This is a genomic window from Escherichia sp. WS33 (genome assembly GCF_046486385.1).
In the GTDB taxonomy this organism is placed as follows: domain Bacteria; phylum Pseudomonadota; class Gammaproteobacteria; order Enterobacterales; family Enterobacteriaceae; genus ECMA0423.
The window spans coordinates 1-13591 of the sequence record NZ_JBJQLJ010000036.1 but is presented as its reverse complement, the minus strand read 5'-3'; the positions used below and the strand labels follow the sequence as shown (position 1 = coordinate 13591).

Genomic DNA, 13591 nt, shown 5'->3' with positions numbered 1-13591 from the left:
TACGATCTGCAATATTATCCTTAATGTTTAACCATGACGTGGCGGACGACGGTGTAATCCTCCAGCCCATAAAGTGACATATCCTTGCCGTAACCAGAAAGTTTCTGTCCACCGTGCGGCATTTCACTTACCAGCATGAAATGGGTATTGACCCAGGTACAACCATATTGCAGCCGTGCGCTGACGCGATGCGCCCTGCCCACATCTTTCGTCCATACCGAAGATGCAAGTCCGTACTGGCTGTCATTCGCCCAGTTCACCACCTGTTCTTCGTTGTCGAAGGGCGTAACACTCACTACTGGACCAAATACCTCTTTTTGCACGATGGCATCGTCCTGTAATGCGCCAGCCAGCAGCGTCGGCGCATAGTAATAGCCATTACCCTTGCGCTTTTCACCGCCAGTGATCACTTTGATGTGCCCTGTCGCTTTCGCCTCTTCTACTGCCTTGCTGACGCGTTCGAGATGCGCCAGCGAGCTTAAAGGTCCAAGCTCCGTAGACTCGTCATCCGGCGCACCAGATTTTAACGTTGCCACCGCAGCACCCAGTTTTTCCACCAGCGTATCGTAAATGCCTTTTTGCGCGTAGATCCGACAAGCCGCAGTACAATCCTGTCCAGCATTGTAATAGCCAAATGTACGTACACCTTCGACCACTGCTTCAATATCCGCATCATCAAAAACAATCACTGGCGCTTTGCCACCAAGTTCCATATGAGTACGCTTAATGGACGACGCGGTATGGCTGATGATGTGCTCGCCGGTGGCGATAGAGCCCGTCAGCGACACCATCCGCACTTTGGGATGACCGGTCAGCGGATCACCCACCGTTTTGCCTCTGCCAAACAGTACGTTAATCACGCCTGCCGGGAAGATATCTTTCGCCAGCTCTGCCAACTTCAACGCGGTCAGCGGGGTAATTTCTGATGGTTTAAGCACTACGCAGTTCCCTGCCGCCAGCGCCGGAGCCAGTTTCCACGCTGCCATCATCAGCGGATAATTCCACGGTGCGATAGAAGCCACGACCCCCAACGGATCGCGACGGATCATCGAAGTATGACCTTCAAGATATTCACCTGCCGCCAGACCATTCAGACAGCGCGCCGCACCCGCGAAAAAGCGAAAAACATCGACAATCGCCGGGATTTCATCATTGAACGCACTATGCAGCGGTTTGCCACAATTACGGGACTCCAGTTCGGCAAAAACCTGACCATTTTCTTCGATAACATCAGCCAGTTTCAGCAGACATTCCGCACGCACTTTCGGCGTGGTTTGCCCCCATTCGGCAAATGCTGCATCTGCCGCGCGCACAGCAGCATCGACCTGCTCTGCGGATGCCTCGGCAATCTCCAGTAAAACGTCCCCCGTTGCCGGATTATAGACAGGCTGTTTTTCCCCTTCGCCGCTAACCAGTTCTCCGTTAATCAGTAACTTATGTTGCATAGCATATTCCTGTATCAGTGGTTATTGACCATTGTCGCCTTCGCGGGTTAGCCACCAGGCCCCCAGGATCGGCAAGGTTGTTACCAACATAACCAGCAGTGCCACCACGTTAGTTACCGGTACATCACGCGGTCGCCCAAGCTGATTGAGCAACCACAACGGTAACGTTCGTTCATGACCTGCCGTAAAAGTCGTAACGATGATTTCATCGAACGACAAGGCAAACGCCAGCATTCCTCCTGCCAGTAGCGCCGAACTGAGATTCGGCAACACTACGTAGCGGAAGGTTTGCCAGCCATTGGCCCCAAGATCCATTGACGCCTCAACCAGACTCCACGAGGTGCGGCGAAAACGGGCGATGACATTGTTAAACACCACCACTACGCAAAAAGTCGCATGACCGACCACGATGGTGAAAAATCCCGGCTCCAGATTGATGGTTTTAAAAGCGGTTAATAGCGCCAGACCAGTGACAATGCCCGGCAGCGCAATGGGCAGCAGCAGTAACAGCGAAATGGCGTTTTTGCCGAAAAAGTCTCGTCGCCACAGCGCGGCAGCTGCCAGCGTCCCTAACACCAGCGCAATTAATGTCGCCAGCGCCGCCACTTTAAGTGACAGTGTCACGGCATCAAGAATATCACTACGCCGTGCTGCCACGCTAAACCAGCGCAGCGTCAGGCCCTGCGGTGGAAAACTAAACGCCGCATCTTCAGTGTTAAACGCATAGGCGGCGATTATCAGGATGGGAAAATGTAGGAAAACAACGCCGCCCCAGGCCGCCAGTTTGAGGAAAAACGGTGCGCGTTCAGAGTGCATCGAACGCTCCCAGACGTTTCACGAACGCCAGGTACAGTGCGATGAGAACAATCGGCACCAGGGTGAATGCCGCCGCCATCGGCATATTGCCAATCGCCCCCTGCTGGGAATAAACCATATTGCCGATAAAATATCCTGGAGGACCAACCAGCTGCGGGACGATAAAATCGCCCAGTGTGAGTGAGAAGGTAAAGATAGAGCCAGCGGCAATACCCGGGATTGCCAGCGGCAGCACCACATAGCGAAAGGTTTGTCGTGGACGTGCGCCGAGATCAGCCGACGCCTGCAACAATGACGGCGGCAAACGCTCAAGCGCCGCCTGCACGGGCAGGATCATGAACGGCAGCCAGATATAGAGAAACACCAGAAAGCGCCCCAGCCCGGAAGTTGACAGCGTATTGCCGCCCACCGCAGGTAATGTAAGGAACGTAGTCAGCAGTGGTTCCAGCCCAAGATGTTGTAAAAACCACTGAGCCACGCCATCTTTTGCCAGCAATAACGTCCAGGCATAGGCTTTAACAATGTAGCTCGCCCACATCGGCAACATTACCGCAATATAAAAAAACGCTTTCATTTTCCCGCTGGTATAGCGCGCCATATACCACGCCATTGGAAAAGCCAGAATGGCGCTGGCGATAGTGACTGCCACAGCCATAGTCAGCGTGCGGAGAATGATGTCGTAATTCGCCGGATTAAACAGCGCACGAATATTCGCCAGCGTCAGTTCCGGCGTTACCGACATGGTGAAATCGTCAAAGGTATAAAAGCCCTGCCATAACAGCGTTAGCAGCGAGCCGAAATAAACAATGCCAAACCACATTAGCGGGCCAAGCAGCAGTAAAAACAGCCCCAGCCCCGGATTACGCCAGAAGAAACCGGACACCTTACCCAGACCTGGACGTGAAGGTGATTGCAATACATTCATCGCCATTCACCTCTCCTCAACCAGCGGCACCATGACATCACGCGACCAGGAAACCATCACCTGTTGTCCGGGCGTGAGCGTGGCAGGCAGTTCTTCGCCTGTCATATTGGCCTGACTCACAAGCAGTTTTTCACCGCCGTTCAATTTCAGTTCAAAACGAGTTGCCGCGCCCTGATATTGCACCGCCTGGATCGTGCCATTGGCCTGCAGTTCACCAGGGGTGTTGAGGCGGATATGTTCCGGTCGCAGGGCGAAGCTTCCCGTCATGCCACAAAGTTTCTCTGCCATCAGTCCATCAAAAACGTTGGATGTCCCGACGAATCCGGCAACAAACGGCGTGCGCGGGCGCATATAGAGATCGCGCGGGGAATCGACCTGCTCAATGCGTCCATTATTGAAAACCGCCACACGATCGGACATCGATAACGCTTCGCCCTGATCGTGGGTAACGAAGATAAAAGTGATACCGAGAGACTGTTGCAGTTTTTTCAGTTCCAGCTGCATCTGCTCACGCAATTTGAGATCCAGTGCGCCGAGCGGTTCATCCAACAGCAATACGCGCGGTTCATTCACCAATGCTCTGGCGATAGCAACCCGCTGGCGCTGACCACCAGAAAGTTGTGACGGTTTACGTTGATGTACAAACCCCAACGCCACTTTCTCCAGCGCCTCTTGCGCCATTGCGTGCCGCTGCTTTTTATTCACGCCTTTGACCATCAGCCCATAGGCGACATTGTCAAGAATCGACATATGCGGAAATAGCGCGTAGTCCTGAAAGACAGTATTCACGTCCCGCTCCCACGGTGGCAGATTGCTGGCGGGTTTACCAAAGATAGAGATAGCCCCGCCGGAAAGCTGTTCGAAGCCAGCAATCAGGCGCAGGCAGGTGGTTTTGCCGGAGCCGGACGGCCCCAGCATAGAGAAGAACTCACCATCTTTTATCGCAATACTGACGCCATCTACTGCGCGCACGTCACCGTACAACCGCGAGACGTTGTCAAACTCCACTGCGTACGTCATAAAGCACCCCAGCGAAGTTAGCGACCGCCCATAATGGCAATGTAATCCTGCGTCCAGCGACTGTAGGGAACAAACTTGCCCCCTTCTGCTATAGGCGTTTTCCAGAAGGCGATTTTGTCGAAATAGTTAAAACCGTTGGTTTCACAACCTTTTTCGCCTAATAACGGACTGGCTTTACACCCTTCCGGCACTACCGGTAACGAGCCAAACCAGGCCGCCACATCGCCCTGCACTTTTGGCGTTAATGACCAGTTCATCCATTTGTAGGCGCAAACCGGATGTTTCGCTTCGCTATGCAGCATGGTGGTATCAGCCCAACCGGTAACCCCCTCCTTCGGGAAAACGGTAGCAACAGGCTGGCCTTCGGCTTTCAGGGCGTTGGCCTGATAGGGCCAGGCACTGGAAGCAACCACACCCTCGTTTTTGAAATCGCTCATTTGCACGGTAGTGTCATGCCAGTAGCGATGGATCAAACTGTGTTGAGCGCGCAGCACTTTCAGCACCGCCTGGTACTGTTCTTCGGTGAGTTGATACGGATCGCTGATGCCCAACTGCGGCTGAGTGGCTTTAACGAACAACGCAGCGTCCGCAATGTAGATAGGGCCATCATAAGCCTGAACGCGGCCTTTATTGCTCTTGCCGTCCGGCAGATTTTGCTCAACAAAAACCACTTGCCAGCTATCCGGCGGCGTCGGGAAGGTTTTAGTGTTGTACATCAGCAGGTTCGGCCCCCATTGGTAAGGTGTGCCGTAAACTTTGCCGCCAACATCAAACCAGTCGCCTTTAACCACGCGCGGATCGAGCGTTTTCCAGTTGGGAATCAAGGCGGTATTAATCGGCTGCACGCGTTTGCCCATAATCAAACGCAGCGAGGCATCGCCGGATGCCGTAACCAGATCGTAACCCCCTTTGGTCATCAGACTGACCATTTCATCGGAAGTCGCGGCGGTTTTCACATTCACCGCGCAGCCTGTCTCTTTTTCAAATTGCGTTACCCAGTCGTATTGTTTATCAGTTTGTCCGCGTTCGATGTATCCCGGCCAGGCGATAATATCCAGTCGCCCTTCCGGTTTATCTAAATTGGTAGGTGGTTCGGCGGCGTGAGCGGTCATTATTGTCATGGTGAGCGCACACAGGCTGCTGCGGGCAAATGTCTTGCTCATAAGGTCTTACTCCTGTCGTAATTAATTGTTCAGCCGCCGTGCCGTAAAAATATCTCCTTGTTTAACCATAGACGGCGGCTTGCAGGCACACCTTCGCCCCTGAGAAAATTTAATCAGGTTGTGAGCTACCGCGCATTATGCCGTCTGTAAGGTTATCTTCTGGAGTATAGACAAGGGGTTAGGAAATATGACTGCTATTCGAAATTCATATTACCCAATCTAAGAGGAATTAAATTAAACGCTATTACAGCCGTTCTTGAATAAGTTTGCCTAATTGTTTTACCGCCTGTTCTTCACGTTCTCCCCACTGCCACGCGGTATTAAAACGAAAAAAACGTGACCAGTTTTCACCGGTAGAAAACATTTTACCCGGCGCAATACTGATATGATGCGTCAGTGCCGCCAGGCTTAATTCGCCGGCATCTAACGGCTCGGGGAGCTCCAGCCAGAGAAAATAACCGCTGTCACTATGATGAATTTTAACTTCCGCAGGCAGATAACGCAGCAGTGCCTGCCAGGCACGTTGTTTACGTTCCGCAAGCTGGCGACGCAGGCGACGAAGATGGGCGTCGTATCGGCGCGTGGAAAGGTAATCCACCAGCGCAAGCTGCATCGGTGAGCTGGTGGAAAGCGTACTCATCAACTGCAAGCGTTGAATTTTACGTGCATGTTTTCCGGCGGCGACCCAACCAATACGAAAACCAGGCACCAGACATTTCGAAAACGAAGAGCAATGCAAAACGCCATCGTGGCGATCCCACGCTTTCGCAGGCAGCGGTTTTTCCCGTCCAAAATAAAGTTCGCTGTAAACGTCATCTTCAATCAGCGTTACGTTGTACTGATTGAGTAACGCCACCAGTTGTGCTTTTTTTTGCGGCGTTAAGGTAAATCCGAGTGGATTCTGGCTATTAGTCATCAGCCAGCACGCTTTCACCGGATACTCCTGCAACGCCAGTTCCAACGCCTGAAGATCTATCCCTTCTTTAACATCCGTCGCCACCGATAACGCTTTCAGCCGTAGCCGTTCCAGCGCCTGCAACGCGCCATAGAAACAAGGATTCTCTACTATCACCCAATCGCCCGGTTCAGTTACCGCTTGCAAACTGAGGTTTAATGCCTCTAACGCCCCGGCAGTAATGACAATTTCATCAGGAGAAATGGTGATGCCCTGTAAGGCATAGCGACGAGCAATAGCCTGACGCAGTTCTGCGTTTCCTGGCGGTAAGTTTTCAATCACGCTCATCGCCGTGGCGGTTTTGCTTACCTGCGCCAGCGAGCGGTTTAGTTGTTGGAGGGGGAAAAGTCGCGGGTCGGGAAAGGCCGAGGCAAACGGAACGACCGACGGATCGCGACTGGCCTGCAACATATCAAAAATATAAGTGTTGATATCGACTGCTTCATCTCGAGTGACTGGAATGACTGGCGCTTTCGGCATTTTTATTGCCTGTGGCGCAACGTAATAACCCGACTGCGGTCGTGCGATAATATATCCCTGACTTTCGAGCAACTGATAGGCATGGCTGACAGTCATAAAGCTCATGCCTGAAAGCGCCACCTGGTCACGCAACGAAGGCAAACGATCGCCGGGTTGCCAGATACCCGACGCAATCTGCTCGCGTAATTGTTCTGCAAGCTGCTGGTATTTTTTCATTATCGAATCGTAATTATGTGCAGATGATTCGGCAGTCTATATCAGTTGTTAAAAATGACAACTTTTCGTTAACTGTAATTAAACCATCACCAGCGATAACTCTTTGCCAAGCGCCTTTGCCGCAAGCTGGACGGCGTCGATTTTTGTCGCATGGTGCAAGTTAAATAGGCGAGTAATCTCCTGTTTAGGTTTGCCAATTCGCCTGGCTAACTCTTGCTGAGTGATTTCTGACTGTAAAAAAGCATTTAACAGCAATACTTTAGAGGCGACGCTCAAAGGTACTTCAATAAAGTGATCATGACTATTTAATGGCGAAGGTAACGGGATAAGCTCGTTATCTTCAAAATAAAAATCAAATGCGGTCAGTAAAGCATCTTTTGCCGCTTCCATCGCTTCAGCGACAGTTTCGCCCTGCGTCAACGCTTCAGGGATATCCACAAAAGAAACCATATAACCGCCTTCCGGCGCGGGTGTAAGAGTGACGGGATAACGCATAATTTCGACTGTCCCTCGCATGTCATTAACCTTTTTAATTGGCGATTAACTCAAACCGAGTTGTTTCAGGATTGCTTTACGCAATGGTTCTTTAATCTCATCGCAGGGGTGACGCGGCATGACACTGCGCCTCCCATGAAACCTGAGTTTCAAATGGTTGCTGCCATTCGCTACATCGACGCCCTGAGATTCGAGCCAACGTCTGAACTCGCTTTGTTTCACATCGCCTCCCTGCCGCTGAGTATATCAACAAAGTAAACATTAGTGTTTACCTCCGTGTGTAATTTGCTCGAAAATAGCACTAAATCGCCGCAACGGCAGAATGCCATGCAAAATCAGGAAGGAAGATTCCAGAATTTCTTTGCGCTAATTTGCAAAACTGAATAATAACCTCAAGAAACGATCGGCATCATAGCGGCAAAAGGTAAGAAAAAGGTGGCAGGATGTTTACGAAGGCGTTATCGGTTGTCTTATTAACGTGTGCGCTGTTCTCAGGACAACTCATGGCAGGGCACAAAGGACATGAATTTGTGTGGGTAAAGAATGTGGATCATCAGCTGCGTCATGAAGCGGACAGCGATGAATTGCGTGCTGTGGCGGAAGAGTCGGCGGAAGGTTTGCGCGAGCATTTTTACTGGCAAAAATCGCGCAAACCAGAAGCGGGACAACGTTGAGTCATTTGTTGCCGGATGCGGCGAGACGCCTTACCCGGCAGGCAATATCATGCAGATTCAATGAGTTGTGAGTAACCAGAAAACTGGCGTTTTACCCTTTTCGCTTAGGCAATGTTTTCAGCAGCTCATCCGGACTTACGGATGCCACTACGCTTCCCGGTAACGGCATTTTCAGTATGTGATTTTTGATTTTGCCAATGACGTGCATCTCGCATGGGCGGCAATCAAACTTTAGCGTTAATACTTCATCGCCGTTAACCAGTTGCATTGGCGTCGCCTTCCAGCTTTTGATATTGCCTTTCGCCTGTTTCGGGCACAGATTAAAGGCAAAGCGCAGACAATGCTTGGTGATCATCACCGGGACTTCGCCCTTCTCTTCATGTGCTTCATACGCCGCGTCAATCAGCTGCACACCATAGCGATGATAAAATTCACGCGCTTTCTGGTTGTATACGTTCGCGAGGAAACTCAGATGCGTTTGCGGATAAACCGGCGCAGGATCAGCAACCGGTTTACGGCTGCCGCGCTGGTAACTGGCAAGACGCGCAGCATCCAGCATGTCAGCAGCTTCACGGCGGAACTGGTTTAACAGACTGTTTGGTACAAACAGCGCCCCCGGCAAATTAATTTGCACATCGCGGGCGTAATAGAGGGTTTGCCCCAGTTTTGCCAGACCATCCTTCAGATTGTTCATTGCTTTTTCGGCGTTATTGGCTTCGTCGAACTGCCCGTCCAGCGTATGCGTGATGCTGACACCCTCTTCACTGGTGAGGGTCAGAATCAGTTGTTCCTGCCAGCCGCCCAGTTCAATGTCTACCGCCACCCGACGTTCGCTGGAGGTTTTTGTCAGTGCCTGCTGCCAGTTATGATCAAGATTACGGTTTAGTGGGTGATGTGGACGAATTTTGTGCAAATCTGCTGGCATTTCATTGGGCCAGACGCGGTACTGATTTTCTCCGGTTTTCTCGACCGTATTGGCACGAAAACCGACGACTTCACGTTTAATCATCACGTTCAGGCCATCACCATTTGCCAGTGGCTCGGTGACGGCAACATCGAGATGATCTTTCGCCACTTTCAATACTTCGCCTACCGGCAGGCCGATAAATTTCGGCGAATCGAACGCGCCAATATCGCCTTTACGGGCATTCACAAAATAATCTGTGCTACCACGGTGGAAAGTCTTTTCCGTCGATGGAACAAAGAAATGTTCAGTACGACCTGATGAAGCGCGCGCCAGATCGCCACGTTCTTCAATAATGGCATCAAGCATCTGGCGATAATGGGCGGTGATATTCTTCACGTAGCTCATATCTTTGTAACGCCCTTCAATCTTGAAGGAGCGTACGCCAGCATCAATCAGCGCGCCGAGGTTGGCAGTCTGATCGTTATCTTTCATCGACAGCAGATGTTTTTCATAGGAAACCACCCGCCCCTGATCGTCTTTCAATGTGTATGGCAAACGGCACGCCTGCGAGCAATCACCACGGTTGGCGCTACGCCCTGTTTGCGCATGAGAAATGTAGCACTGACCCGAATAGGCCACGCACAGTGCCCCATGAATAAAGAATTCAATGGTCGCGTCCGTGGCCTGGTGAATCGCGCGGATCTGCTCAAGATTCAGCTCTCGCGCCAGCACAATCTGCGTGAAGCCAACATCAGAGAGGAACTTCGCTTTTTCTACTGTACGAATGTCGCACTGCGTACTGGCGTGCAGTTCAATCGGCGGAATATCAAGTTCCAGAATCCCCATATCCTGAACAATCAGCGCATCGACACCGGTCTGGTAGAGGTCGGTAATCAGCCGTTGCGCGGGTTCCAGCTCATCATCATGCAAAATGGTGTTAAGTGTGACGAAAATTTTTGCACCATAACGATGGGCAAACGGCACCAGCTCGGCAATATCTTTCAGGCTATTACTGGCATTATGACGGGCACCAAAACCAGGGCCGCCGATATAAACAGCATCGGCACCGTGCAAAATAGCTTCGCGGGCAATGGCGGCATCGCGTGCCGGGCTTAACAGTTCAAGTCGATGAGAAGATACGGTCACATTCTTATCCAGTAGCTGAAAAATGGCGGCTATTTTAGCCACAAGCGCGACGTTGCGAAATAGTTTTCCCGCTTAACTGCGCGGGTAATGGATGAGGGAATGAAAATGTACGGTTTGCTCCCCACCATTACGATAGATATGCGTGACGTCTGCAGCAAATCGAACGCCTTCCCCACAATTAAGGGTCTGCCATTCCCCATCAACGCACAGATCAAGTTGTCCATCAATGACGACGACATGTTCGATTACCCCCTTCTCATGGGGCGTCGATTCGCTTATTGCACCAGATGCCATCTGAATCGAGAAGTGTTCAAAGCAGAGTTGTGGATCATAAGGAAACAGCGAAGTGATCACCATCGCGTGCTGTTGTGGATCATAAACTGAAGGCGTAGCGGGCTGCGGCGGAGAAATAAATGTTGAAAATGGTACGTTCAACCCGGTGGCAATTTTCCATAATGTCGCGACCGTCGGACTGGACTCATTACGCTCAATCTGCCCTAACATTGCTTTAGAAACGCCCGTCGCTTCTGCCAGTCGCGAAAGACTCCAGCCGCGCTGCTGGCGTAGTTGTTTAAGTGTGGTGGATAAAAAGCGAGCGAGATTTTCCATGCGACTCCTCCGGCAAAACGGAAGTTTATCACTTGTGCGTTATAACGGACAAATGCTACGGTGCCTGTACGCTATAACGCACGAGGTGACTATGCGTCTGTTTTCTGTTCCTCCACCCACGCTACTGGCGGGGTTTCTGGCGGTATTAATTGGCTACGCCAGTTCAGCGGCAATAATCTGGCAAGCAGCGATTGTCGCCGGAGCCACCACTGCACAAATCTCTGGCTGGATGACGGCGCTGGGGCTGGCAATGGGCGTCAGTACGCTGACTCTGACATTATGGTATCGCGTACCTGTTCTCACCGCATGGTCAACGCCTGGCGCGGCTTTGTTGGTCACCGGATTGCAGGGACTAACACTTAACGAAGCCATCGGCGTTTTTATTGTCACCAACGCGTTAATAGTCCTCTGCGGCATAACGGGACTCTTTGCTCGTCTGATGCGCATTATTCCGCACTCGCTTGCGGCGGCAATGCTTGCCGGGATTTTATTACGCTTTGGTTTACAGGCGTTTGCCAGTCTGGACGGTCAATTTACGTTGTGTGGAAGTATGTTGCTGGTATGGCTGGCAACCAAGGCCGTTGCGCCACGCTATGCGGTAATTGCCGCGATGATTATTGGGATCGTGATCGTTATCGCGCAAGGTGACGTTGTCACAACTGATGTTGTCTTTAAACCCGTTCTCCCCACTTATATTACCCCTGATTTTTCGTTTGCTCACAGCCTGAGCGTTGCACTCCCCCTTTTTCTGGTGACGATGGCATCGCAAAACGCACCGGGTATCGCAGCAATGAAAGCAGCCGGATATTCAACTCCTGTTTCGCCATTAATTGTATTTACTGGATTGCTGGCACTGGTTTTTTCCCCTTTCGGCGTTTATTCCGTCGGTATTGCGGCAATCACCGCGGCTATTTGCCAAAGCCCGGAAGCGCATCCGGATAAAGATCAACGTTGGCTGGCAGCTGCCGGTGCAGGCATTTTCTATTTGCTCGCAGGTCTGTTTGGTAGTGCCATTACCGGGATGATGGCTGCCCTGCCCGTAAGTTGGATCCAGATGCTGGCAGGTCTGGCGCTGTTGAGTACCATTGGCGGCAGTTTGTATCAGGCGCTGCATAATGAGCGTGAGCGCGACGCGGCGGTGGTGGCATTTCTGGTAACGGCAAGTGGATTGACGCTGGTCGGGATTGGTTCTGCGTTCTGGGGATTAATTGCCGGAGGCGTTTGTTACGTGGTGTTGAATTTAATCGCTGACAGAAACCGATATTGACATCCTCCACGCCCTGAAGGACGTGGATCCCTGCTACGTTCAGGCTGTCGCCTGAATCATTTCGGTGGGTTCCTGCTTCAACGGGCGGCCTGACTGCACCATCCCTCCACAGGCAAGAACGGCGTGCCCCGCCGCTAAAATGTTACGAGCGCCGTTTACATCGGCGTTCGCTGTATATCCACATACCTGGCATCTGAATTTACTTTGTGACAGACGATTTTCTTTCGCTGTATGACCACAGCACGCGCAACGCTGGCTTGTATACGCTGGCGGAACAGCAAGCACCTGACCGCCACGCCAGAGCTGCTTGTACGCAAGCTGGCGGCGCATTTCATACCAGCCCTGATCCAGTATCGAACGGTTTAAACCTGATTTTGCCCGGACATTGCGCCCCGGCTGGCTGACCGTACCCGCTGCTGACTTTGACATGTTGCTGACCTTCAAATCCTCAATGACTATCATTGCGTGGTTTTTGCTGACGGTCGTTGTGACTTTGTGAAGGTAGTCCCTGCGGATATATGCGATACGGGAATGCAGTCGCTGTATTTTGCGTTTCTGCTTCTGCCAGTTGTTGCTGAATTTGACCTTGCGGCTTAACTGTCGCTGAAGTCTCGCCAGCGTCTTCTGGTTTTTCTGAAAACTGTTTACAGGCTCAAAGACTGTGCCATCTGACAGCGTGGCGAGTTTAGCCACGCCAGCATCCAGCCCGACCATTGATGCTGAAGGGTGAACCGGAGTGGATACTTCACTTTCTGTCTGAATACTGATGTACCACTTACCGCAGGACTGGCTGACAGTGACATTTTTCACAACACCCGTGACCTGACGGCTATTGCGGTAGCGCATCCAGCCCAGTTTCGGCAGAAAAATACGGCTGTTTTCCTGATCGAGCTTAACGCCCTGCGGGTAGCGGAATGCATCATTCTGTCCCCGCTTTTTGAATCGGGGAAAAGCAGCCCGCTTCCGGAAGAAGTTTTTGTAAGCCCGCTCAAGGTCTTTCAGTGACTGTTGCAATGGCTGTGAGGGAGAATCTTTAAGCCATTGCGTTTCAGTGGCATTTTTCCACTCAACCAGCCAGGAAGCCATTTTCCCGTAAGGGATGTATTTATTACCGGCCTCATGATTCTCATTCTGAAGCGCCAGAGCATGATTGAAAACGAAACGACATGCGCCTGCGAAGCGCCTCATTTCACGCTCCTGTTGACCACCGGGTCTTAACTGGAATTTAAATGCCTGTAATCGTTTCACAGGCCAAATGATACTTTGGTCTATGAATAAAGAAACCGATATCCGACGGGGAAGCATTGTGTTTTCCTGATGCATGTTCACCTGGTCTTTGTCACCAGATACCGACGTCAGATTTTTGACTATGACGCGACAGAAAAACTACGCACTTACTTTTCAAATGTATGTGCTGATTTTGAAGCTGAACTGGTTTAAATGGATGGCGAACCAGATCACGTCCATTTGTTA

Annotated in this window: 13 protein-coding genes and 1 pseudogene; 3 read left to right on the top strand and 11 right to left on the bottom strand. The window is 51.4% G+C overall.

Annotation, left to right across the window (positions count from 1 at the left end):
• Window positions 1-20: 20 nt before the first annotated feature.
• From patD to hicA, 8 genes are all read right to left on the bottom strand, one after another.
• The gene (patD, locus tag ACJHXA_RS21225) at window positions 21-1445 is read right to left on the bottom strand and encodes an aminobutyraldehyde dehydrogenase (protein ID WP_001163892.1); all 1425 of its coding nucleotides are present in this window, start codon (window positions 1443-1445) and stop codon (window positions 21-23) included.
• A gap of 21 nt (window positions 1446-1466) precedes the next feature.
• Window positions 1467-2261, bottom strand: a complete 795-nt coding sequence (locus tag ACJHXA_RS21220; RefSeq protein WP_000555481.1) for an ABC transporter permease — start codon at window positions 2259-2261, stop codon at window positions 1467-1469.
• On the bottom strand, window positions 2251-3192 hold the full coding sequence (locus ACJHXA_RS21215; protein ID WP_001251319.1) for an ABC transporter permease: 942 nt from the start codon (window positions 3190-3192) through the stop codon (window positions 2251-2253). The genes ACJHXA_RS21220 and ACJHXA_RS21215 overlap by 11 nt, the downstream gene beginning before the upstream one ends.
• Window positions 3193-4206 carry an ABC transporter ATP-binding protein gene (locus tag ACJHXA_RS21210; RefSeq protein WP_000220396.1) on the bottom strand — a complete coding sequence of 338 codons (1014 nt, stop codon included), beginning with the start codon at window positions 4204-4206 and terminating at the stop codon, window positions 3193-3195. It lies immediately after the preceding gene.
• A gap of 17 nt (window positions 4207-4223) precedes the next feature.
• Window positions 4224-5369, bottom strand: a complete 1146-nt coding sequence (ydcS, locus tag ACJHXA_RS21205) for a putative ABC transporter substrate-binding protein YdcS (protein ID WP_283512359.1) — start codon at window positions 5367-5369, stop codon at window positions 4224-4226.
• A gap of 244 nt (window positions 5370-5613) precedes the next feature.
• Complete coding sequence (locus tag ACJHXA_RS21200; protein WP_000760629.1) at window positions 5614-7020, bottom strand: PLP-dependent aminotransferase family protein; 1407 nt, start codon at window positions 7018-7020, stop codon at window positions 5614-5616.
• Window positions 7021-7098: 78 nt separating this feature from the next.
• On the bottom strand, window positions 7099-7515 hold the full coding sequence (gene hicB, locus ACJHXA_RS21195) for a type II toxin-antitoxin system antitoxin HicB (protein WP_001270286.1): 417 nt from the start codon (window positions 7513-7515) through the stop codon (window positions 7099-7101).
• Window positions 7516-7560: 45 nt separating this feature from the next.
• Window positions 7561-7737, bottom strand: coding sequence for a type II toxin-antitoxin system mRNA interferase toxin HicA (gene hicA, locus ACJHXA_RS21190; protein WP_000813794.1), 177 nt, complete (start codon window positions 7735-7737; stop codon window positions 7561-7563).
• Window positions 7738-7958: 221 nt separating this feature from the next.
• Between hicA and ACJHXA_RS21185 the strand changes: the two genes are divergently transcribed.
• Window positions 7959-8189, top strand: coding sequence for a YncJ family protein (locus tag ACJHXA_RS21185; RefSeq protein WP_000494244.1), 231 nt, complete (start codon window positions 7959-7961; stop codon window positions 8187-8189).
• Window positions 8190-8280: 91 nt separating this feature from the next.
• Here the strand turns inward: ACJHXA_RS21185 and rlhA are convergent, their stop codons facing one another.
• Together rlhA and sutR are read right to left on the bottom strand one after the other, a co-directional pair.
• Complete coding sequence (rlhA, locus tag ACJHXA_RS21180; protein WP_001307191.1) at window positions 8281-10242, bottom strand: 23S rRNA 5-hydroxycytidine C2501 synthase; 1962 nt, start codon at window positions 10240-10242, stop codon at window positions 8281-8283.
• A gap of 72 nt (window positions 10243-10314) precedes the next feature.
• Window positions 10315-10851, bottom strand: a complete 537-nt coding sequence (sutR, locus tag ACJHXA_RS21175) for a DNA-binding transcriptional regulator SutR (protein WP_000429141.1) — start codon at window positions 10849-10851, stop codon at window positions 10315-10317.
• A gap of 52 nt (window positions 10852-10903) precedes the next feature.
• Here sutR and ydcO point away from each other — a divergent pair, with 52 nt between their 5' ends.
• On the top strand, window positions 10904-12118 hold the full coding sequence (ydcO, locus tag ACJHXA_RS21170; protein WP_001349372.1) for a BenE family transporter YdcO: 1215 nt from the start codon (window positions 10904-10906) through the stop codon (window positions 12116-12118).
• 39 nt (window positions 12119-12157) lie between these two features.
• Here ydcO and ACJHXA_RS21165 read toward each other — a convergent pair whose 3' ends face one another.
• Window positions 12158-13366 (bottom strand): RNA-guided endonuclease InsQ/TnpB family protein, encoded by a 1209-nt coding sequence (locus ACJHXA_RS21165; protein ID WP_001373192.1) that lies wholly within the window; start codon window positions 13364-13366, stop codon window positions 12158-12160.
• Between the two features lie 7 nt (window positions 13367-13373).
• Between ACJHXA_RS21165 and ACJHXA_RS21160 the strand changes: the two are divergent.
• Window positions 13374-13555, top strand: a pseudogene (locus ACJHXA_RS21160) (transposase); the annotation flags it as partial.
• Between the last annotated feature and the right edge of the window lie 36 nt (window positions 13556-13591).

Excerpts from the sequence above, each read along its gene's own strand:
- ACJHXA_RS21185 (WP_000494244.1), top strand. The coding sequence starts at position 7,959 with ATGTTTACGAAGGCGTTATCGGTTGTCTTATTAACGTGTGCGCTGTTC.
- ydcO (WP_001349372.1), top strand. The coding sequence starts at position 10,904 with ATGCTACGGTGCCTGTACGCTATAACGCACGAGGTGACTATGCGTCTG.
- patD (WP_001163892.1), bottom strand. The coding sequence starts at position 1,445 with ATGCAACATAAGTTACTGATTAACGGAGAACTGGTTAGCGGCGAAGGG.
- ACJHXA_RS21210 (WP_000220396.1), bottom strand. The coding sequence starts at position 4,206 with ATGACGTACGCAGTGGAGTTTGACAACGTCTCGCGGTTGTACGGTGAC.
- ACJHXA_RS21220 (WP_000555481.1), bottom strand. The coding sequence starts at position 2,261 with ATGCACTCTGAACGCGCACCGTTTTTCCTCAAACTGGCGGCCTGGGGC.
- sutR (WP_000429141.1), bottom strand. The coding sequence starts at position 10,851 with ATGGAAAATCTCGCTCGCTTTTTATCCACCACACTTAAACAACTACGC.
- ydcS (WP_283512359.1), bottom strand. The coding sequence starts at position 5,369 with ATGAGCAAGACATTTGCCCGCAGCAGCCTGTGTGCGCTCACCATGACA.
- ACJHXA_RS21200 (WP_000760629.1), bottom strand. The coding sequence starts at position 7,020 with ATGAAAAAATACCAGCAGCTTGCAGAACAATTACGCGAGCAGATTGCG.
- ACJHXA_RS21215 (WP_001251319.1), bottom strand. The coding sequence starts at position 3,192 with ATGGCGATGAATGTATTGCAATCACCTTCACGTCCAGGTCTGGGTAAG.
- hicB (WP_001270286.1), bottom strand. The coding sequence starts at position 7,515 with ATGCGTTATCCCGTCACTCTTACACCCGCGCCGGAAGGCGGTTATATG.